Here is a 21354-nt window from a genome sequence, read left to right as displayed (position 1 = left end):
CTCGGTGTGGAGCTGATCGGTCATCGTTGCAGCGTTACAACAGCACTGTGGCTTTGCTGCAAGAGGTAATCCACCAACCTGCCATCATGCCCGACGAGTGAATTCTTCGGGGTCTAGCGCCAACTCGCTCAAACGTTTGCGCAATGTGTTTCGATTGATGCCGAGCGCTTGCGCTGCCCGCAACTGATTGCCGGCCGTTTCGCGAAGAATTTCAGAAAACAGTGGTCTCTCAAACGCGAGCATGGCGCTGTCATAGATTGTTCCACTGGCCGGGCGGACCGTCGTAAGCCAGCGCGCAACGGCCTGCGCGATGTCGGACGAAAGTTCGGCAATGTGCGCCGTGCTGCTGTTCGTCTGATTACTCAGTTGCGGTTCGGGAATAAGCAGGGGCTGGATCGTATCCGCATCGATAAGATCCTCGCGGGCGAGTAATGCAAGGCGATAAACGAAATTCTTGAGTTCGCGCACGTTTCCGCGCCAAGACTGCTGACGTAGCAGTTCCGCAGCATCTGCCGTAAGTTGTCGACGCGGTAAGCCTTCGCTGGCGGCAAGATTCAGAAAGTGAATGGCCAATGCATCGATGTCATCGCTGCGGTCTCGCAGGGGTGGCATATGGATAGGCACCACGTTTAGTCTGTAATACAGATCCTCGCGGAAGCGCCCTGCTGCGATCTCCGGTACGAGGTCTTTATTGGTCGCGGCAACGATGCGCGTGTCGAGGCGAATTTCCTCGCGCCCGCCTACGCGGCGGACGGTGCCAGATTGCAGCGCCCTCAGCAGGCGGGTTTGCGCCTGCATCGGCATGTCGCCAATTTCATCGAGAAACAGGGTTCCGCCTGCCGCCTGTTCGAACTTTCCGACATGCCGTGAAAACGCACCAGTGAAGGCGCCCTTTTCGTGACCAAATAGTTCGCTTTCGATGAGCTCGGCAGGTATCGCTGCCGTATTAACGGCGATGAAGGGGCCTTGCTGGCGATTTCCCAACTGATGGATGGCTTCGGCTACCAATTCCTTCCCGGTGCCTGATTCACCAAGGATCAGAACCGTTAGATCATTGCGAAGGACCCGCGTTATCATCCGAAAGACCGCTTGCATTGGCGCACTTCGACCTACCAATGGCAACCCATCAGCGACGAGGCCTTCGCCGGTGGCATCCATCTGACTACGCGAGGAACCCGTCGCCTGGCGCACGGTCCTGGCCAACTCGTCGATATCGAAGGGTTTGGGAAAATATTCAAATGCGCCAGTGTCGTTCGCCCGGACGGCGGTATCAAGAGTGTTCTGAGCGGACAGGATGACGATCGGCATGTTCGGGCGCATGGCGCGCACTCGCTCGATCGTTTCAATGCCGTCACCATCCGGAAGCATGACATCGGTCACCAGCGCCGCGAAACTTCGCTGTTCGAGTTGGCGGTCACGTTCCGCGATGGTCTGACAATGGACGACCTTCATGCCTTCATCTTGCAATGCCGCCGTGATGACGATGGCGATGGATAGGTCATCCTCGAGCAGAAGTATGTCGGTCATGCCGAAACCCTCTTGGTGCGGTTACGAGGCTGCGGAGCGAGGGGCAGGTGAATTCTGAAATGCGTCAGGCCGGTATCATCGTCACGTTCATGCGTGATCCGACCGTTCATGTCGCGAACCAGTTTTCGTACAAGCGGCAAACCGAGACCCTGCCCGGATTTTTTGGTCGTCACAAATGGTTCGAAAATATGGTCGCGCATCGCGGGATCCACGCCGAGACCATTGTCGCTTACTCGCAGTTCGACCGGTAAACGTAGCGGTGCTGAGGAATGGTCCATCTGTAATTGAAGTCCACTGGCAAAACGCGTGCGGATGATAATGCGCGGCTCGGGAGCGCCCAGGCATGCTTCGGCAGCATTTGATAGCAGATTGATCATTACCTGCACCAAGCCATCCGGACTGCCTAGAACGGATGGTAGGGATGGATCGAATTCCTCGATCAGTCGGAACCGCCGGGTACCCTCTACATTCGCGGCATCTAGAACATCGATCGCCCTGCGCGCCGCTTCGTGAAGATTGCATGGCTCGACCGGTGGTGTCGTCCGCCCGCTGAGTTTTTGCATCCGTTCGATCAGGGCGGCAATCCGGTCGACCTCACCTGTTATGAGATCGGTCAACGCTCGGTCCTTGTCGTCCACGCGGCGGGCAAGCAGTTGCGCCGCACCACGGATGCCCGCAAGCGGGTTTTTAATTTCGTGAGCGATGATCTCTGGTCCGCGTAGGACCGCGTTGTCGGCTCCGCCGGAGTCATCGCCCAAGGCATCTGCAGCGCTGTTGTCGTGGATGGTCATCACCTGCCACCCGGGTGTGTCCGCCACCGGAGCGACATTGATGTCGATCCTGCGGGCGCCTTTACCTTTCAGATGGATGATCACTTCGCGAGCCGAAACGGGCGTTTCGAAGTCGGCAAGCCGGTCAAGCAATCGACGATCCGAAAATGATAGGATGTCCGTTAGCGCTACGCCTTCAAGTCGACGAGCAGATTGCCCCAGGAATTGCTCTGCAGCAGGGTTGAGTGTGGTGATCTTCAGCCCAGGTTGCAGAAGAAGCACCGCCTGTGGAAGGCTCGCCAGCAGACGCTGCGCTTCGGGATTGGCGATGCCGGCGATGTGGATCATGCGGCTTGAAGATGCCTGCTGGGGTCTCCGCCATCACGATAAGGGGCGTAGAATTCCGCCAGTTCCCGCAGGACTTCGTACGGATCGGAAATGAAGTTCACCTTGTTCCGAAATTCGGCAGCGCCCTTCACACCTTTAATGTACCAACCAAGATGCTTGCGAGCCATCTTCACGCCGGTGTCGCTACCGTAGTGATCCAGCATGTCTTGGTAGTGCGTACGGATGATTTCGTATTGCTCGCCCACAGTCGGATCGGCGGCCACGGGTTCGCCCCTCCACCATTGCATGACTTGCGAGAGAAACCATGGTCGCCCGTATGAACCTCGTCCGACCATCAAACCATCGGCGCCCGATTGCTCGAGCGCACAAGCGGCATCCGCGATCGTGCAGATGTCACCATTTACAACCACCGGGATCTGCACAGCATCTTTCACGCGGCGGACAAAACCCCAATCCGCTTCGCCCTTGTACATCTGATTACGCGTACGACCGTGGACCGTGATCATCTGAGCTCCAAGGTCTTGAGCGATCCGGGCCAGCTCGGGCGCGTTGAGGCTATCGTGACACCATCCCATGCGCATTTTCACGGTCACCGGTACTTTGACCGCCTTCACCGTTGCTTCTATCAACCTGGTTGCGAGTGGAACTTGACGCATCAGCGCCGATCCCGCATCGCCGTTGACGACCTTGCGCACCGGACAGCCCATATTGATGTCTATTATCGCGGCGCCTCGATCTTCGACCAGTCTGGCGGCTTCAGCCATTTGCTCCGGCTCACACCCAACTAGTTGCATGGATACCGGATCTTCGATGTGGTCCCACATCGCCTTTTGCAGCGATACGCGTGTTTCACGGATTGCCGCCGGACTGGCGATCATTTCCGTTACGTTGAGACCTGACCCGAACCCGCGAACCATCTTGCGGAACGGCAGATCCGATACGCCAGTCATCGGTGCGAGCACGACAGGGCAATCGATAGCCACCGGCCCCACCTGGATTGGCTTAAGTGGCGGCGGTGAAGCCTGGGGATGAGACATCTGGTTCATGGGATCAATGTTACTGCCTAAAAAACAGGCAGCGCATAATGGATTGCCCTTGCTCGAGCAAGCGATTACCGGCCAAAACAATGTCGCAAAATGTTTCAGACCCGGCGGAATTGCGTGTCGTGAATGCTATCGGCGCGCTCGATCACGACCGGCGGGTAGGGGCGATAGTCGTTGCCGCAGGCAAAGGACTTCGTGCGGGGCAACCGCTTCCTAAGCAGTTTGCGAGCTGGCGCGGGAAGCCGGTCGTGCGACATTCGGTCGAAGCACTGGCAGCCGCCGGCTGCCATCCCATTATCGTGGTCATCCCTGAAAATGCCGACTCGATCGCTCGCGATGCGCTCGCTGGTATCCCCGGGGTCCAGTTCACATCCGGTGGGACCACCCGACAAGAATCGGTCAGGTTCGGCCTTGAGGTATTACTGGGCGCAGCGCCTGACTGGGTACTGATCCATGACGCTGCCCGTCCCGTATTGCCTCCCCCAGTGATTGATCGGCTCTTTGCAGCTCTGACGGATCGCGACGGGGTGATACCCGTTCTGCCTGTGGTCGACAGTCTGATACACGTTTTACCCGGCCGACGTATGGGCGCGCCTGCTACGAGGGAACATCTGCGCCGGGTGCAGACACCACAGGCGTTCCGGTTCGATGCCATCCTCTCTGCCCATCGGTCGTGGGAAGGCGACACCAACGCCGGAGACGATGCACAGGTGGCACAGGCTTGGGGCATGGAGGTTGGCATCGTGGACGGGGACGAGATCTTGCACAAGCTTACGTATGCTGCGGACTTCGAGCCCACCTTTCCCCCGGTACGGGTCGGCACTGGCTACGATGTTCATGCACTGGAAGAAGGTGAAGAGTTGTGGCTCTGTGGAGTTCGCATAGATCACACCCATGGTCTTTCCGGACATAGCGACGCGGATGTCGCCATTCATGCGTTGGTCGACGCCATGCTGGGTGCGGTCGGTGCGGGGGACATCGGCCGACACTTTCCGCCCAGCGACCCCCAGTGGAAGGGTGCTGCATCAGATCGCTTCCTTGCTCACGCCGCCGGTGTGGTTGCCAACGCCGGATACAGCCTTGGCAATGCCGATATCACTATCATATGCGAAGCGCCGAAAATCGGACCACATCGTGAAGCCATGCGTGTCCGCCTCGCAGAGATACTCGGCGTTGACAACGCAGCCATCAGCGTGAAGGCCACGACCACGGAAAAGCTCGGCTTCACTGGTCGTCGAGAAGGGATCGCCGCCCAAGCTGTGGTCAGCTTGATGCGATCATGATCGCAGACATGGAAAGGAGTTGCCCGTGAGAGCTATAGGGAAGACTGCCATCTTGATGCTGGGAATGGTGCCTGGTCTGGCTGTTGCCGCTACTCCTACGTGCCTGACGCGTAAGGAAGCTACGGCTCTTGTCGCTTATTCGCTGCCTCAAGCAATCAACGGTACTGCCAAGCGTTGCGCGCCATCGCTGCCGGCCGACTCGTTCCTTCGCCGACAAGGTTCGCAACTCGCCGCGCGCTATGCCGGACAGAAAGAACGATATTGGCCACAAGCCCGCCCCGCATTTTTAAAGGCATTAGGCGCAGATGGCGGTGATTCCGCGAGAATGATGGCGGGAATGCCAGACGAGACGATCCGGCAGCTTGCCGACGTTTTTGTAGAGGGCTTTGTATCGCAACGCATAGCCGTGGGCTCATGCTCAAAGCTGGATTTGGCGATCGATCTGCTTTCTCCACTTCCGCCCGAAAACACTGCGGGCCTTATCGCCCTATCGCTCGACGTAGCGAGCACGACAGATCAGAAGCTTGGCAAAATCAAGCTGTGTCAGAACTGAATTCGGCAAGGACCGTGATGGCCGAAAACCCTTTTTTCCCAAGTGATCTGGTTGGCCTCGCCCTACGCGTCATCGACGAGAACAGGGCCATTGGTCGCACCGTCGCTTTGGCCGAAAGCTGCACGGGCGGTCTCGTATGCGCGGCATTAACCGAGATACCGGGATCCTCGGCGGTGCTCGATCGCGGTTTCGTGACGTATTCCAACGAAGCCAAGATGGAGATGCTGGGCGTACACGCTGACATTATCGATTCCTTCGGCGCGGTTTCCCCCGCGACTGCATGGGCAATGGCGCAGGGTGCAATCCGGAAAAGCCGCGCGGATGTCGCCGTGGCAATCAGCGGTATTGCTGGGCCCGAGGGTGGCAGCGAAATGAAGCCGGTGGGCACGGTGGTATTCGCTTGCGCCCATCGCAATGATGATAATGTACACGCTGAGCAGAAGCTGATCGAAGGCGGTACCCGCGCGGCCATTCGTCATCAGGCAGCTATTGTTGCGCTGGAATTGCTCCTGCCCTGAATGCCAAACAGCGGTCAGCCTTCCTGAGGGACGCCGTACAATTCCGCCGCGCGGGTTTCAAACGCCGCGACCATTTTGCGAAATGCCTTGTCGAAGTACTGGCCTGCAAGCTTTTCAAACAGGGCGTTGCGGAAGGTAAACTGCACGTCAAATTCGACATCGCATGCCTGTTCGCCAACAGGGTGAAACGTCCAACGGTTGTCGAGATCGCGCATCGGACCATCGACATAGTGCACGCGAAGTTCACGCGGGCGTTCCTTCTCGACTCGAGAGGTGAATTTCTCTCGAAGCGCTTTGAAACCAACCAGCATGTCGACGATCATTTCTGATCCATCATCCGACTTCACCCTAGTCGCGACGACCCATGGCAGAAACTCCTGGTAGCGGCCCACGTCTGCAACGAGGTCGAACATCTGCTCGGCGCTGTAAGGCATGCGCCGTGTTTCGTGAATTCCGGGCATTGGATCAGGCCTTGGTTGTGGCCGGCATGGTGGCCTTGGCCAGCTTCGCTTCACGAGCGGCGCGCATCTGCACGAAATCGTCGCCGGCGTGATAACTGGAACGCGTCAGGGGCGAAGCCGCAACTTGGAGGAAGCCCTTGGCCCTTGCGATCGCGCCATAAGCTTTGAAAGCTTGTGGAGTGACGAACTCCTTGACCTCGGCATGCTTAGGCGTCGGGCGAAGATACTGGCCCATCGTAAGAAAATCGATGTCCGCGCAGCGCATGTCATCCATCACCTGGTGAACTTCCAGTCGCTCCTCTCCCAAGCCTAGCATGACGCCGGACTTGGTGAAGATCGAAGGATCATGCCGCTTCACTTCCTCAAGCAAGCGAAGAGACGCGTAATAACGCGCTCCGGGCCGGATCGTCGGGTAGAGCCGGGGTACGGTCTCGAGGTTATGGTTATAAACGTCCGGCCGTGCCGCCACGATGGCTTCGACGGCGCGCTGCATCTTGTTGCGGAAGTCGGGGGTCAATATCTCGATCGTCGTGCTGGGCGTTGCCTTGCGAATTTCTTCGATCACCCGGACGAACTGAGAGGCGCCGCCATCGGGCAAATCATCCCGATCTACGGATGTGATGACGATGTGCTCCAACCCTGTTTTGAGGGCGAGTTCCGCCACGTTCGCTGGCTCCGCCGGATCGACCCGGCCCGGCATTCCTGTTTTCACGTTGCAAAATGCGCAGGCGCGCGTGCACGTATCGCCAAGGATCATGACCGTGGCGTGCTTCTTCGTCCAACACTCTCCAATGTTGGGGCATGCGGCTTCTTCGCAGACGGTATTGAGCTTGAGATCGCGCATCAACTGACGCGTCTCGCCATACCCTTTGCTGGTGGGCGCTTTCACCCGGATCCAGTCTGGCTTGCGCTGACGCTGGGGCGTTTCTTCGGGGGACGGCACGGAAGAAAGATCGTTCATGCCGACCAGATAGTCATAAGCACGTGGCCTTGCCAGCAGGAATATCGAAACTAAGTGGAAGGAGCCCTTCACTCACCCCCCTAAAATGGAGGCCGATTTGACTGCTGAAACTCCCGATCGCGTGCTTAATAATCTTGTCGACGGCTACCGCCGCTTTCGTGACACCGGCTGGAGCGAGAACCGCGAACGCTGGGATGAACTCGGCCAAGGCCAACAACCCGAGGTCATGGTGATCGCCTGTTCCGACAGTCGCGTCGATCCCAGCCAGATCTTTGACGTCGATCCTGGTGAGATTTTTGTCGTGCGCAACGTCGCGGCGTTAGTCCCGCCGTTTGAAACTACCCCAGGCCATCACGGCGTCTCCGCTGCGCTGGAGTTTGCGGTACAGGTGCTGAAGGTCAAGGAAGTGGTGGTAATGGGTCATGGCCTATGCGGCGGCTGCAAGGCAGCGCTGACGCAGGACCTGAAAGATGCCGAGCGCGGCCAGGGTGGCTTTGTGGCGGACTGGATTTCGATGCTTGACGAAGCTCGTGTGCCAATCGCGGAACACTACGGCACCACAGGCCGTGAAGCCGAGCGCCATATGGAACAGGCGGCTGTTCGGGTCAGCCTCGATAACCTCATGACTTTCCCTTGCGTGCGCAGCAAGGTAGCGAAGGGTGAACTTCGTCTACGCGGTGCATTCTTTGCCATCGCGGATGGTGTGCTACACGTCATGGACCAAGAGACGGGCGAATTCGCCCCGGCTATCTAAGGGCGGTAATCCAACAAAAAAGGGCGGCGGAAAACCCGCCGCCCTTCTTATTTCTGTTCAGCCGCTTAGTTGGTGGCGGCTGGGGCTGTGGGTGCTGCAGGAGTAGGCGATGCTTTGCTTTTTGCGTAAGCAGACCACAGCTTCGCAACCGGCTGGCGAGTACCGGTCACCTTGGCAAAGTTGCTGTCAGCTTCAGCATACTTGCCGGTCAGCGTCTGCGACATACCGAGACGAAGCGCGACTTTGTTGGTATCCACGCCGGGCATTGTCAGCGCCTTCGTATAGAAGGTTTCCGCCTTGGCAGGCTGATCGTAGCTTAGAAACACATCGCCGGCTGCGACAACGGTGGCGCCTGTTGCGCCAGCCTTGTTGGCATCGCGTTCTGTAGCCGTGAGAGAAGCCTTGTCGCCCGCAATGCGGCCTTCGGCATTGCGCTTGTCTTCACCCACTTCGGCAGTGGTGAGCTTACCTTTGGCGATGCCATCGTTCATCACCTTGACGGCTTCGCCCGGGAACGCGCGAGGATCGACGTTCTCAATGTACTCGAGATAATCGCGCTTTTCGTTCATTGCGCCAGTTACGAACATCAGGCGCATCAGATCGAGGTTCTGGTCACGCGGAAGCGATGCCAGCTGGCGAACGACCGATATCGCCGTATTCCAGGTATTAGGATAATATTGTCCCAACATCGCAGCATATTCGGTCGAAGGAGCAAGCTGCTTGGCGGTGTAGGTCTGCTGCAGAACGTTGCGCAGAGCACCCTCCGAAGGCGCCTGTCCACGAGCTTTTGCTGCTTCCACGTCAGACTTCGCCATCGCAAGGGCGGCTTCGGGATTGTTGTTGCGCTTGTACGCGTCGGCAAGGATCAGATCCAACTGGTTCTGCGGATCCTGATAACCGGCGTCCTTGGCAGCCTTCAGATACTTCGCAGCGTTCGCGAAATCTTTCTGCTGATACGCGGTAACGCCAGCGTCAAAGTTCGTGCTGCCAATCGCAGCAGCGTCCAGCTTGCCGCTTTCCAGCAGCATCATGTTTCCGCGCTGCTTCAACGCCGCATCCTGAGACAGGATGCCGTAATTGCGCATCATGGAGCCAAGCGCATTCTTGTCGTCCGGGGTGGTGGCGGTAGGTACCGCTGCCTCAAATGCAGCCTTGCCGTCACCGCCGATAGCGGCGTCAAACGCTTGCTTGGCGGCGGCAAGATCAGAGGGTTGCTGGCCCGAAGCGGGCAACTTAGCTTGGGCCGCTTCCATCGCCTTCTGAATGGGTTGAGCGCTTTTGATGAACTCAGGCGAGAATTTGCCGGCAGCCGCTTTTTCTTTTTTGGCGGCCATGGCTGGGGTCGCGGCACCAATGGCTAGGCCGCTCGACAAAGCAACGGCAAGGGCGACACGCGAAACAAGGAACTTGTGAGCCATTCAGGCTAACTCCTCTCAAGACAAAACAAATCCTGCCTCATGACAGGATCGCTAAAACAGGCCTTGCCGGTTTGGCGGCGAATTGGGACCTTGGCAACCTTGTCAGCGCAATGGCCTATCGCCACTGAACGCTGATTGAATGCAATTCATCGCACCCGTTCAGGGTTCCCGCCCTTATGTGTGGAAAATGACGAACTTCGGACGACCGTCAGGTACGGTTCGGGTGGCATTCGCCGAACGCTTGGCCTAGGGCGTTCCATCAACCTTCTCCCATTCCAACCTGGCGACAGAACCGCGTGAGCGACGAGACCGACATCAACGAGCACATCGGCCCTGAGGGCGAATACACCCGCGTCGACATCGTCGACGAGATGAAGACGAGCTATCTCGATTACGCGATGAGCGTGATCGTGAGCCGCGCGCTTCCTGATGTGCGTGACGGCCTGAAGCCCGTCCATCGCCGTATCCTTTTCGCGAGCCAGGAAGGCGGCTTCGTCGCTGGCCGGCCCTATCGCAAGTCCGCCAAGATCGTCGGGGACGTGATGGGCAACTATCACCCGCATGGCGACAGCGCGATTTATGACGCTCTCGCGCGCATGACCCAGGACTGGTCGATGCGACTTCCCTTGATTGATGGTCAGGGGAACTTCGGGTCGATGGATCCTGATCCGCCAGCGTCGATGCGCTACACTGAGGCACGACTGGCGCGCGTAGCCAACTCGTTGCTGGACGATCTGGACAAAGACACCGTCGATTTCGTCGACAACTACGACGGATCGCGCCGCGAGCCTTCGGTGTTGCCCGCGCGCTATCCTAATCTGCTCGTCAATGGTGCCGGCGGTATCGCTGTGGGGATGGCCACAAATATTCCGCCTCACAACCTGGGCGAAGTGATCGACGGTTGCTTTGCGATGATGGAAAACCCGGCAATTACGTCGGAAGAACTCTTCCAGATCATCCCCGGCCCTGACTTTCCGACTGCACCGTTGATCCTAGGGCAAAGCGGCGCTCGTAGCGCGGCGACGACCGGCAAGGGGTCGATCGTGATGCGCTGCCGTCACCACATCGAAGAGGCGCGCGGCGCCAGCCGTGGCGCACGCTCGATCGTGCTCACCAGCATTCCCTATCAGGTCGGCAAGTCCAACCTGGTTGAAAAGATCGCCGAGGCCGCAAAGGACAAGCGGATCGAGGGCGTGTCTGACATCCGCGACGAATCCAACCGCGAAGGCGTGCGCGTCGTCGTCGATCTTAAGCGCGATGCCTCCCCCGAAGTGGTGCTCAACCAAATCTGGCGCAGTACGCCCGCACAGTCGAACTTCCCGGCGAATATGCTGGCGATCCGTGGCGGCCGGCCCGAGATCATGGCGCTGCGTGATATCCTGCAGGCGTTCATCCAGTTTCGCGAGCAGGTCATCACCCGCCGCACCAAGTTCGAATTGAACAAGGCGCGGGAACGGGCGCACATCTTGCTCGGCCTTGTCGTCGCCGTGTCCAACATGGACGAGGTGGTCAAGATCATCCGCGGTGCGTCCAATCCTGCCGATGCGCGCGCCAAGCTGCTCGCCAAGGAATGGCCGATTGGCGATATCGCAGCGTATATACGCCTCGTAGAAGCGATCGAGCCCGATGCCGAGCAGGCGGGTGGCACTTATCGATTGTCCGAAGCTCAGGTTAAGGCGATCCTTGATCTGCGCCTCCATCGCCTGACCGCGTTGGGCCGTGATGAGATCGGTGATGAGCTGAAGCAACTGGCCATTGCGATCGAGGAATATCTCTCGATCTTGGCTGATCGGGTCAAGCTTTTCACCGTGATGCGTGAGGAGCTTCAGGCGGTTCGCGATTCTTATGCGACGCCTCGTGTCTCCGAGATCACCGCCGCGTTTGATGGCATCGATGATGAAGATCTGATCGAGCGCGAGGACATGGTGGTTACCGTCACCATGGACGGCTACATCAAGCGCACGGCCCTCTCCACTTTCAGGGCACAAAACCGTGGTGGCAAGGGCCGTGCCGGCATGGCCACGAAGGAAGAGGACGCAGTGACAACGATGTTTGTCACGTCCACGCACAATCCGGTCTTGTTCTTCTCCACCGCTGGGAAAGTCTATCGGCTCAAGGTCTATCGTCTTCCCGAGGGTGGCCCCACCACGCGGGGGCGCCCAATCGTCAACCTGCTGCCCGCGCTCGACAAGGACGAGACGATCCAGACCGTCCTCGCCCTTCCCGAGGACGAAAAGGAATGGAACAAGCTCTCGGTCGTTTTCGCTACGGCCAAGGGAAGTGTTCGTCGTAACTCCATGGATTCGTTTGCGAACATACCCAGCAATGGCAAGTTCGCGATGCGTTTCGATGAGGGCAGCGATGACCGTCTGATTGGCGTAGCCTTGCTTGAAGCAGCCGACGACGTTTTGTTGGCTACGCGCAAGGGACGCGCCATCCGATTTGCAGGCGACGATGTCCGCGAGTTCACAAGCCGCACATCGACCGGTGTACGTGGAATGACATTGAAGGATGGCGATGAAGTAATCTCACTCTCCATCCTCCACCGGGTAGGCACCGACGGCGAGGAGCGGGAGCAGTATCTGCGCTTTGCGCCGTGGAAGGGCGAAAAGGACGGCGATCCCACCCTCCCCGCAGCCCGGATGGAAGAGATGGCTAACCGTGAGCAGTTCATTCTCACTGTGTGCGCCAACGGGTATGGCAAGCTGTCGTCGGCTTACGAATACCGCCGCACTGGCCGCGGCGGTCAGGGAATCACCAATATCGACAATATCGGCCGCAACGGTCCGGTGGTCGCCAGCTTCCCTGCTACGCGTGCCCAACAACTGATGCTGGTGACGGACCAGGCGAAACTGATCCGGCTGCCGCTTGATTCGCTGCGCGTGATCGGACGCGGATCAGCGGGTGTGCGGCTGTTCACTGTCTCTAACGACGAACATGTGGTGAGCGCCGTAGGTTTGGATGAAGAGCCGGAAACCGAGATTGCTGCTGGAGAGCCGGTCGGCGGGGGAGTTGCGAATGTTGCCGTGCCCGAGGCTCCTGAAGACGAGGCATGAGCACGGCCGTCGCCTATAAGATCCTGACCGGCGATCAGCTTTCTCTATTGCTGGCGCAGAAGAGCTTTGTCGGAGCGCCGGTCGATGTGGCGGACGGCTACATTCATTTATCCACGGCGGCTCAGTTGGCGGGCACATTGGACAAACACTTCGCCGGTCGTGACGATCTGCAGATAGCTACGGTAGATCTCGCCGTACTAGGCGAGGCCGTGAGGTGGGAGGAATCGCGCGGTGGTGATCTGTTCCCTCATATCTACGGAGAGTTGCCGCTGTCGGCAGTGATTGCATATGGGCCTGTGGTGCGGGATGCCGCTGGCGACGTATCGCTTCCGGACCGGTGAATATAAGCGAGCACGATACGAGTCGGCTCAGTCCGTCTGGATAGTCATCGGGTCCGGCGTCCACGGTGTGCGCTCGGAGCGCTACTATATAGCCCTTTCTCGTTAACCGGAGCGCACGGCCTTTTCCCTCGGCAAGATAGGCGCTAGGCGCTGCTCATGACATATGACGTTCACATCATCGGCGGTGGCCTCGCCGGAAGCGAAGCAGCATGGCAACTCGCACGCCGGGGCGTCCGCGTTCGGCTTTCGGAAATGCGTGGGGTGTCCGCTTCTTGGCAAGGAGAACGCAGCCCAGCGCATAACACTGATGGTCTGGCAGAAATGGTGTGTTCCAATTCCTTTCGTTCGGACGATAGCGACAAGAACGCAGTAGGCTTGCTGCACGAGGAAATGCGCCGTTGTGATTCAGTGATCATGGCTGCAGCGGCCAAGGCGCAAGTCCCCGCCGGATCGGCACTTGCGGTGGATCGCGATGTGTTTTCTGCGGAAGTCGAATCGCGGCTGGCCTCACTCTCCAATCTCGATATTGTCCGGGAGCGGATTGATAGGCTACCTGACGCCGGGCTGACCATCGTTGCCACCGGGCCGCTGACGGCCGAGGCGCTGGCCGGATCGATCGGACGGGCAACCGGCGCGGACAGCCTCGCGTTCTTCGATGCGATCGCCCCGATTGTTTATCACGAAACGATCGATATGGACGTCTGCTGGATGGCCTCTCGTTGGGATAAAGGTGAGACGAAGGACTACATCAACTGCCCGATGGATCGCGACCAATACCTGGCTTTCCACGCTGGTCTCGTTTCCGGGGAGAAAACCGAGTTCAAGGAATGGGAAGCGAACACTCCATATTTCGATGGCTGCATGCCGATCGAAGTCATGGCGGAGCGCGGGGTCGATACCCTGCGCTTCGGGCCGATGAAGCCAATTGGCCTGGACAATCCCCGCACAGGTCGCTGGCCCTACGCAGTTGTGCAATTGCGGCAAGACAATAAGCTTGGCACCTTGTGGAACATGGTCGGCTTCCAGACCAAGCTCAAGCACGCCGAGCAAGTTAAACTGTTCCGCACGATCCCGGGCTTGGAAGGTGCGGAGTTCGCACGGCTTGGCGGCCTGCACCGCAACACGTTCCTCAACTCCCCAACCCTGCTTGATCGCAACTTACGGCTCAAGTCCGCACCCCACGTGCGCTTTGCAGGTCAGATCACCGGATGCGAGGGATATGTCGAAAGCGCGGCGGTTGGCATGATGGCGGGGCTGATGGCCAGCGCCGAACTAGCGGGCCGGGAGTGGCAAGCACCCCCGCGCACCACGGCGCTCGGTGCACTACTCTCCCACATTACGGGTGATGCGGAGGCGGATAGCTATCAGCCGATGAACGTCAATTTCGGGCTGTTTCCCCCGCTGCATGATGTGAAGAAAAAGCAGCGCAAGGAAGCCTATACTTCTCGAGCCAAAGAAGAGATTCTGCCTTGGCTCGGTAGTCTGGTCCCGGCCTGATCAGCAGCTGCACTTCGCCTTGGGTTTGGGGGGCGGAGCGGTAGTGCGAAATTCCTGGCTAGTCAGGAATCCGTCGCGATCTGCGTCGGCGGAGCCAAACCTGTCGACGGTGGCAACTGCCCATTCCTCAAACGTCAGGAGGTTATTGCCGTCCTTGTCGAGCTTGCGGAATCCATCGGCGCGGGTCGATAGCATCTCGTTGCGCGAAATGCGGCCGTCCCGATCGCGGTCGTAACGTCCGAAACGGCGTTGTTCACGCGTCTGCTCCGTCGCCTCGGGCAACGCTGGTCCCACAATGTCACCCACGTCGGCGGTCGGTAGCGTAGTAGGGGTTGCGATGACTTTTGGTGACGGCGGTGGCGCTCCCGCCTCCACAGCGGCGCGGCCCTGAAGCCAGAATAGGCCGATGGTGAGCATGACGAGCATCGCCAAGCCACCGAGAAGAAAACGATTGATTGCAAGGTCTTTCATGCCGCAGCGCCTTAACCATGCTGACAGGCGCCGGAAAATTACATGACTTTAATCATGCCCCGAACAGACCGGCCCTGAGAGCGGCGATCAAGGCGGCAGGTGATATAGCAGCCTGCTCCCCTTTTTTCATGCGGCGATAGGCCAGGACATTCAACACCGCCAGAGGCCGCAAAGGATGAGACAGCCGCACTTTCTCATGGTGTTCAGTTGCCAAAGCGAGGGCCACCGCCCGCTCCTTTTCATGACCGAGCCGAGTTGCAAGGTCAGCCATTGCCCATGATCGTCCGATCATCTGAGCTGAGGTAAGCTCTGACTTGCAACCCAACGCCTGAGCTAGCGTGGCAAATGCGGACCCTCTGCCTTCAGCCATGCTTTTCAGCGCCAAGGCAGGCAGAGGAGCTGGGCCTGTGAGCGATTCCCAACCATTGACGAGGCTGACCAGTCCTCCGTGATGACCATTCCAAGTACGAAGTGCGCTTAGAAGCGGCTCGCCTTCAGGCCATTTGTCAGCAGGTTGCGACAGGGTTTCCCGCCACCAGGAGAGCCGAAGTTGCGCCAACATTGGTTCGCGCGAATTTCGAAGGAGCCCGGCCAGCCGGGCGTCCAACGCCAATAGCGCCAGCGTCTGTATACGGGCGGATTTCGGAGCGTAGGCAAGAGCAAGGCGTGAGGCCGCTGGCAATGCATCGATCAGCACGGGATCGGCCCTATTAAGCTGCTGAGTGGCAAGTCCGGAATTGGTCACATGGCTTACCTAGTGCGGCCGATCGACCTTGCAACCGGGATATTTAGCGGGCGGCGGTATGTCGCCGCCCGTTCTTCGTCAGCGATAGCAGACCTTCTTGACCGCTTCCGCAACGCGGTCAGCATCGATCAGAGCCAGCTTTTCCAAATTCGCCGCATACGGCATGGGAACGTCCTCGTTGCACACGCGCACAACCGGGGCGTCGAGATCGTCGAAACCTTCTTCCATGCAGAGGGCCGAGATTTCCGAGGCGATCGAACAGACGGGGAAGCCTTCTTCGGCGACGACCAGCCTGTTGGTCTTTGCAAGGCTGGCAAGCACCGTTTCCTTATCGAGAGGGCGGAGCGTGCGAAGATCGATAACTTCTGCTTCGATTCCCTCACCAGCCAGCTTTTCTGCCGCTTCAAGCGCGAGGCCTACACCGATCGAATAGGACACGATCGTGACGTCCTTGCCTTCACGCACGATCCGCGCTTTGCCGATCGGTAGGACGTGGTCGTCCAATTCGGGCAATTCGAAGTTGCGACCGTAAACCAGTTCGTTTTCAAGGAAAACAACCGGATCTTCGCTACGGATCGCCGCCTTGAGCAGGCCTTTCGCGTCTGACGCATCGTAGGGTGCGATGACGATCAAGCCGGGCACGCTCGCATACCATGGTCCGTAATTCTGCGAGTGCTGCGCACCTACGCGAGATGCGGCTCCGTTCGGACCTCGAAACACGACGGGGCAGCGCATTTGCCCACCCGACATGTAGTTCGTCTTCGCGGCAGAGTTAACGATGTGATCAATCGCCTGCATGGCGAAGTTGAATGTCATGAACTCGACGATCGGGCGCAGGCCACCCATGGCAGCGCCAGTTCCGATGCCCGCGAAGCCATACTCGGTGATCGGCGTATCAATTACGCGAGTGGGACCGAATTCTTCGAGCAGCCCCTGAGTGACTTTGTAGGCGCCCTGATATTCAGCGACCTCCTCGCCCATCACGAACACGCGGGAATCGCGCCGCATTTCCTCGGCCATTGCATCGCGCAAAGCGTCGCGTACGGTTGAGGTCTTCATGTTGGTGCCGCGCGGCACCTCAGGATCACGGCTTGTCTTGATTTCGCTATGGAGATTGGCCGTACCGCTTTCCGCGGGCTTCTTGTCTTCAGCCGGCTTTTCACCCGACTGCGGCTCTTCCTTCACGCTATCTGTTGGGGCAGCTTCTGCTTTGGAATCATCAGTGGAAGCCTGGACGGAAGAGGCATCTTCGCCTTCGCCGGCCAAGACCGCTATTACCGTGCCGACCTTTACACCTTCGGTCCCTTCGGCGACCATGATCTTGCCGACTGTTCCTTCATCAATGGATTCGAATTCCATCGTTGCTTTGTCGGTTTCGATTTCGGCCAGGATATCGCCGGAGGAAACTTGGTCGCCCTCCTTGACCAGCCACTTGGCCAGCTTACCCTGTTCCATGGTCGGAGAAAGAGCGGGCATCTTCAGTTCGATCGCCATCTCAGTAGCTCTCCACCAGAACGTCGGTATACAGTTCGGCGGGAGCCGGTTCGGGCGAATTCTCGGCAAAGTCAGCGGACTGGGCGACCTGTGCACGCACGCGCTTGTCGATTTCTTTCAGGCTTTCCTCGGTCACACCCATGGCCATCAGTTCAGTCTTGGCATGATCGATCGGATCGCGTTTTTCGCGCACTCCCTGCACCTCTTCGCGGCTACGGTACTTGGCGGGGTCGGACATCGAGTGGCCGCGATAGCGATAGGTGTTGAGTTCCATCACCACGGGACCGTTGCCGGCGCGCACGTACTCGAGCGCTATTTCGGCTGACTTCCGCACTTCAAGCACGTCCATGCCGTCCACGGACATGCCGGGAATGCGGAACGAGGTCCCACGACGATGAAAATGAGTTTCTGCCGAACTGCGCTTTACGGCAGTCCCCATCGCGTAGCCATTATTCTCGATCACAAAGATGATCGGAAGCTTCCACAGCGCTGCCATGTTGAAGCTCTCGTACACCTGGCCCTGGTTTGCAGCGCCATCACCGAAGTACGCCATGGCTACACCGCCGTCCTCGCGGTACTTGTGCGCGAAAGCGAGACCGGTGCCGAGTGACACCTGGGCACCGACGATACCATGACCGCCATAGAAGCGATGCTCTACGGAGAACATGTGCATGGAGCCGCCCTTCCCTTTGGAAATGCCGGCCTCCCTGCCTGTGAGTTCCGCCATGATCACCTTCGGATCGATGCCATAGGCAAGCATGTGCCCATGATCGCGATACCCGGTGATGACGGAATCCTTGGATCCGTCGAGCGCAGATTGCAGGCCTACCGCGACGGCTTCCTGACCGATGTACAAGTGGCAGAAGCCACCGATCAAACCGAGACCGTAAAGTTGTCCGGCCTTTTCCTCGAAGCGGCGAATGAGCAGCATCTGCTCATAAAAATGGATCAATTCTTCCTTGCTGGGATTGTATCGCCGATCCGCGTCCAGCGCCTGCTGAAGGCTGTGCAGCGCGAAGTCTTCCGGCGCATCAGCGCTATCGGAAATTGGGGCATCGGTCTTGGCTTTGGGCAACGGGTGCTCCCCCATCGTTGGTGCGATCGTTGTCTGGGCGTATAGGAATGCCCTGCGTAAAGCGAAAGCACTGAGGCTCGAAAACCACGTCTGACCGTGGACTATTTTGCAAGCGAGTTTGCAAAAATCGGCACGATCGCGTCATCAGCATTGTAACGCTCGACCGTTCAGCGCAGTTGCATCACCATCTCGTCAGGCCGCGCCACATTGAGATTGCTGCGCACCAATTCCCCCGCAAGATCTGGATCCATCTTTTTCGGATCCAGCAAGGCAACGCGGTTTTTCAACCGGTCGCGTTCGAAGCGCAGCTCTGCCAATTTATGCCGACGTTGTTCGAGCATGTGCTGGTTTTCGCCCCAGGCAAGCAAACCACTTGGACCGGCAACACAGAAGAGAGCCATGAGCAATAGAAGGGCAAGGGCCAGGCCCTGCACCATTCGGTCCCTGGCAATGTTGGATTCCTGTCGCACGGTCCGCATAGCCCTATAGAATCACAAGTGATTCGGCGTTTCAAGTTCAATCGCTAGTACCAAGCCGCGTTTTGCGACAGTCGGAGGCGATCAGCGTTCAGAGCCTTATCAGCGTTAGATGTTGATAACTGCTGTATGCTCGCCAACGCGCTTTCGACGACATTGTTTCTGCGGCTGATCGCGGTTTCGGATTAGTGTCCGGCCTGCTAGGCGCTCGGCCATGTTGACCTTACGCGATATCACCGTACGCCTTGGCGGCCGTACAATTCTGGATGGCGCCACCGCCACATTGCCACAGAACGGCAAGATTGGTCTGATTGGCCGCAATGGTGCCGGCAAGTCTACCCTCGTAAAGACGATCATCGGCGAACTGGAGCCAGACGGCGGTTCGGTGGAAATGCCTCGCCGAGCAAGGTTGGGCTATATTGCTCAGGAAGCGCCCAATGGGATCAGGACGCCGTTCGAAGCCGTCGTTGAAGCGGACACCGAACGCACTGCGCTACTGGCCGAGGCGGAGACATGCACTGACCCTGATCGACTGGGCGATGTGCACGAGAGATTGATCGCCATCGATGCCTACACGGCCCCGGCGCGGGCCGCGCGGATTCTAGTTGGCCTAGGTTTCGACGAGGCAATGCAGTTACAGCCTCTGGACAGTTTTTCAGGCGGCTGGAAAATGCGCGTTGCCTTGGCGTCCTTGCTGTTTTCAGAGCCGGACGTGATGTTGCTCGACGAGCCATCGAACCACCTCGATCTTGAGGCCACCTTGTGGCTGGAAAACTTTCTGAAGAGCTATCCCAAGACGCTGATCGTCATCAGTCACGAGCGTGACCTCCTCAATACCGTGGTCGATCACATTCTTCATCTTCAAGGTGGCCGCTTGACGCTCTATCCGGGCGACTACGACAGTTTCGAACGGCTGCGCGCGGAGCGTGCGGCGCAGGCCGAAGCAGCGCGTGCCAGCCAGGATGCTCAACGCAAGAAGCTTGCCGATTATGTGGCTCGTAACTCTGCTCGCGCGTCCACCGCCAAGCAGGCGCAATCCCGCGCCAAGATGCTGGCCAAGATGCAGCCGATCGCCGCGATGCTGGAAGATCCATCGTTGAGCTTCGACTTTCCCAGCCCCAACGAGTTGCGCCCGCCACTTGTTACCCTTGATCTCGCGGCCGTGGGGTATGAAGCCGAGCGACCAATCCTTCGCAGGCTGAACTTGCGCATCGATCCGGAAGACCGGATCGCGTTGTTGGGACGTAACGGCAACGGCAAGACGACACTCGCCCGGCTGCTGGCGAGGCAACTGGATCCGATGGAAGGCTCGCTCACCTTCTCGCCAAAAATCCGCATCGGGTATTTCACGCAGTATCAGGTAGAAGAATTGCCTTCCAATTCGACGCCGCTGGAATTGATGACCCGGGCTATGGAAGGCAAGCCGCCGGTTGCTGTAAGGGGGCAACTTGGACGGTTCGGTTTTTCGGGCAATCGTGCGACGTCGGAAACAGCAACCCTGTCTGGTGGGGAGCGTGCTCGTCTAGCCTTGGCATTGGTGACGCGCGATGCGCCCCATATGCTCATTCTCGACGAGCCGACCAACCACCTTGACGTCGATGCCCGCGAAGCCTTGGTCCAAGCACTCAATTCGTTCGAGGGCGCGGTCATACTGGTCAGTCACGATCGACATATGGTGGAACTCGCCGCCGACCGGCTTGTGTTGGTCGATAATGGCACAGCGGACAATTACGACGGGTCGATGGAGGATTACATCGATTTCGTTCTCGGCCGAAATCAGACCAAACCGGCCAATGGGGGAGACAAGACCGACCTTCCTGCCAAGAAATCAGGGGCGGTCGCCCGTGAAGAATTGAAGGCGCTGCGGAAAAAGGTCACCGAGGCCGAAACCCGGATGAAGCGCCTGCAAACGCAAATCGAAGCGTTGGATGCAGCCTTGGCCAATCCTGCGGGCGCCAAAGGCGAATTGAAAGGCGTGAACATCGGCGAACTCGGCAAGCGCCACGCCAATGTGACGGTAGAGATGGAGCAGGCAGAAGAAAACTGGCTTGAGGTCAACGAGGTGCTCGAAACTCTTATGGGTCGCGGAAAATGAGCGTTGCTTTCCGCCGCGAAGGTGACGACGAGCATCTGGAGCCGAAGTTCGAACTGCCTTTGCCGCCCGGCCCCAATCTCGTCACCCCGGCGGGACTGGAGCAAGTACGGCAGAAAGTTGCTGAGATTGATGCTCTCGTCCGAGCAATGCCTGAAGATGATTTGGCTCTGAAACCGGCGAAGCGCGATCTTCGGTATTGGCAGACTAGACTATCGACGGCGGACGTTCAGCCGAGCCCATCAGGGGAAAACGTGGCGTTCGGCTGTCGGGTCCGCTTCTGTCTCAGCGGCAAGGAGCGCGAAATTATCATTGTAGGGCATGACGAAGCTGAACCCACCTCAGGCAAGCTCAGCTTCTCATCTCCCCTCGCCAGAGCGCTCATGGGAGCGGCGCCTGGTGACACTCTCGACTTCAACGGCCTTGAGGATGCGATCGAAGTGCTCGCAATCTCTCCGGCCTAAAACCCAG

20 protein-coding genes are annotated in these 21354 nt (G+C 58.6%); 9 read left to right on the top strand and 11 right to left on the bottom strand.

Translation table 11 applies throughout. The features are described 5' to 3' along the window. Positions 1 to 84 precede the first annotated feature (84 nt). The 3 genes from ACZ1JM_RS07075 to dusB are packed head-to-tail and all read right to left on the bottom strand — an operon-like array spanning position 85 to position 3691. Positions 85 to 1527 (bottom strand): sigma 54-interacting transcriptional regulator, encoded by a 1443-nt coding sequence (locus ACZ1JM_RS07075; protein ID WP_465134132.1) that lies wholly within the window; start codon positions 1525 to 1527, stop codon positions 85 to 87. Beyond that, positions 1524 to 2645 carry a two-component system sensor histidine kinase NtrB gene (locus ACZ1JM_RS07070; protein WP_465134131.1) on the bottom strand — a complete coding sequence of 374 codons (1122 nt, stop codon included), beginning with the start codon at positions 2643 to 2645 and terminating at the stop codon, positions 1524 to 1526. The genes ACZ1JM_RS07075 and ACZ1JM_RS07070 overlap by 4 nt, the downstream gene beginning before the upstream one ends. After that, entirely contained in the window at positions 2642 to 3691 is a 1050-nt protein-coding gene (gene dusB / locus ACZ1JM_RS07065; protein ID WP_465134130.1) for a tRNA dihydrouridine synthase DusB, read from the bottom strand. The genes ACZ1JM_RS07070 and dusB overlap by 4 nt, the downstream gene beginning before the upstream one ends. 119 nt (positions 3692 to 3810) lie before the next feature. On the opposite strand from dusB, the gene ACZ1JM_RS07060 reads away from it, so the two are divergent. The 3 genes from ACZ1JM_RS07060 (at position 3811) to ACZ1JM_RS07050 (ending at position 6042) form a co-directional block, all read left to right on the top strand. Beyond that, positions 3811 to 4971 (top strand): bifunctional 2-C-methyl-D-erythritol 4-phosphate cytidylyltransferase/2-C-methyl-D-erythritol 2,4-cyclodiphosphate synthase, encoded by a 1161-nt coding sequence (locus ACZ1JM_RS07060; RefSeq protein ID WP_465134129.1) that lies wholly within the window; start codon positions 3811 to 3813, stop codon positions 4969 to 4971. A gap of 337 nt (positions 4972 to 5308) precedes the next feature. Continuing rightward, positions 5309 to 5524, top strand: a complete 216-nt coding sequence (locus ACZ1JM_RS07055) for a hypothetical protein (protein WP_465134128.1) — start codon at positions 5309 to 5311, stop codon at positions 5522 to 5524. Between the two features lie 17 nt (positions 5525 to 5541). Beyond that, positions 5542 to 6042 carry a CinA family protein gene (locus ACZ1JM_RS07050; protein WP_465134127.1) on the top strand — a complete coding sequence of 167 codons (501 nt, stop codon included), beginning with the start codon at positions 5542 to 5544 and terminating at the stop codon, positions 6040 to 6042. Between the two features lie 14 nt (positions 6043 to 6056). Here ACZ1JM_RS07050 and ACZ1JM_RS07045 read toward each other — a convergent pair whose 3' ends face one another. Beyond that, positions 6057 to 6503: a type II toxin-antitoxin system RatA family toxin gene (locus tag ACZ1JM_RS07045; protein WP_465134126.1), complete on the bottom strand. Its 447-nt coding sequence runs from the start codon at positions 6501 to 6503 to the stop codon at positions 6057 to 6059. A gap of 4 nt (positions 6504 to 6507) precedes the next feature. Further along, complete coding sequence (lipA, locus tag ACZ1JM_RS07040) at positions 6508 to 7464, bottom strand: lipoyl synthase (RefSeq protein ID WP_465135004.1); 957 nt, start codon at positions 7462 to 7464, stop codon at positions 6508 to 6510. An 85-nt stretch (positions 7465 to 7549) separates the two neighbouring features. On the opposite strand from lipA, the gene ACZ1JM_RS07035 reads away from it, so the two are divergent. After that, positions 7550 to 8218: a carbonic anhydrase gene (locus ACZ1JM_RS07035; protein WP_465134125.1), complete on the top strand. Its 669-nt coding sequence runs from the start codon at positions 7550 to 7552 to the stop codon at positions 8216 to 8218. Between the two features lie 65 nt (positions 8219 to 8283). On the opposite strand, the gene ACZ1JM_RS07030 is transcribed toward ACZ1JM_RS07035, so the two are convergent. After that, entirely contained in the window at positions 8284 to 9636 is a 1353-nt protein-coding gene (locus tag ACZ1JM_RS07030) for a hypothetical protein (protein ID WP_465134124.1), read from the bottom strand. Between the two features lie 296 nt (positions 9637 to 9932). Here ACZ1JM_RS07030 and gyrA point away from each other — a divergent pair, with 296 nt between their 5' ends. The 3 genes from gyrA to trmFO all read left to right on the top strand — a co-directional run bounded on the left by gyrA (position 9933) and on the right by trmFO (position 14530). Then, complete coding sequence (gene gyrA, locus ACZ1JM_RS07025) at positions 9933 to 12692, top strand: DNA gyrase subunit A (RefSeq protein ID WP_465134123.1); 2760 nt, start codon at positions 9933 to 9935, stop codon at positions 12690 to 12692. Beyond that, the gene (locus ACZ1JM_RS07020) at positions 12689 to 13033 is read left to right on the top strand and encodes a DUF952 domain-containing protein (protein WP_465134122.1); all 345 of its coding nucleotides are present in this window, start codon (positions 12689 to 12691) and stop codon (positions 13031 to 13033) included. Before gyrA ends, ACZ1JM_RS07020 begins: the two co-directional genes overlap by 4 nt. A gap of 156 nt (positions 13034 to 13189) precedes the next feature. Then, complete coding sequence (gene trmFO / locus ACZ1JM_RS07015; protein WP_465134121.1) at positions 13190 to 14530, top strand: methylenetetrahydrofolate--tRNA-(uracil(54)-C(5))-methyltransferase (FADH(2)-oxidizing) TrmFO; 1341 nt, start codon at positions 13190 to 13192, stop codon at positions 14528 to 14530. Here the strand turns inward: trmFO and ACZ1JM_RS07010 are convergent, their stop codons facing one another. From ACZ1JM_RS07010 to ACZ1JM_RS06990, 5 genes are all read right to left on the bottom strand, one after another. Next, positions 14531 to 14986, bottom strand: coding sequence for an EF-hand domain-containing protein (locus ACZ1JM_RS07010; protein WP_465135003.1), 456 nt, complete (start codon positions 14984 to 14986; stop codon positions 14531 to 14533). 67 nt (positions 14987 to 15053) lie between these two features. Next, positions 15054 to 15608, bottom strand: coding sequence for a hypothetical protein (locus ACZ1JM_RS07005; protein ID WP_465134120.1), 555 nt, complete (start codon positions 15606 to 15608; stop codon positions 15054 to 15056). Positions 15609 to 15824: 216 nt separating this feature from the next. Continuing rightward, positions 15825 to 17240 (bottom strand): pyruvate dehydrogenase complex E1 component subunit beta, encoded by a 1416-nt coding sequence (locus ACZ1JM_RS07000; protein WP_465134119.1) that lies wholly within the window; start codon positions 17238 to 17240, stop codon positions 15825 to 15827. A gap of 1 nt (position 17241) precedes the next feature. Continuing rightward, positions 17242 to 18315, bottom strand: coding sequence for a pyruvate dehydrogenase (acetyl-transferring) E1 component subunit alpha (gene pdhA / locus ACZ1JM_RS06995; protein WP_465135002.1), 1074 nt, complete (start codon positions 18313 to 18315; stop codon positions 17242 to 17244). A gap of 167 nt (positions 18316 to 18482) precedes the next feature. Further along, entirely contained in the window at positions 18483 to 18752 is a 270-nt protein-coding gene (locus ACZ1JM_RS06990) for an FtsB family cell division protein (RefSeq protein WP_465134118.1), read from the bottom strand. Positions 18753 to 19005: 253 nt separating this feature from the next. Here ACZ1JM_RS06990 and ACZ1JM_RS06985 point away from each other — a divergent pair, with 253 nt between their 5' ends. Both ACZ1JM_RS06985 and ACZ1JM_RS06980 read left to right on the top strand, forming a co-directional pair. After that, positions 19006 to 20886 carry an ABC-F family ATP-binding cassette domain-containing protein gene (locus tag ACZ1JM_RS06985; RefSeq protein ID WP_465134117.1) on the top strand — a complete coding sequence of 627 codons (1881 nt, stop codon included), beginning with the start codon at positions 19006 to 19008 and terminating at the stop codon, positions 20884 to 20886. After that, the gene (locus ACZ1JM_RS06980) at positions 20883 to 21347 is read left to right on the top strand and encodes a GreA/GreB family elongation factor (protein ID WP_465134116.1); all 465 of its coding nucleotides are present in this window, start codon (positions 20883 to 20885) and stop codon (positions 21345 to 21347) included. The genes ACZ1JM_RS06985 and ACZ1JM_RS06980 overlap by 4 nt, the downstream gene beginning before the upstream one ends. Positions 21348 to 21354: the final 7 nt, after the last annotated feature.

This window comes from Novosphingobium sp. BL-S-24, assembly GCF_055521575.1.
The sequence above is the reverse complement of the archived record's forward strand: the minus strand, read 5'-3'. Positions and strand labels throughout refer to the sequence as shown.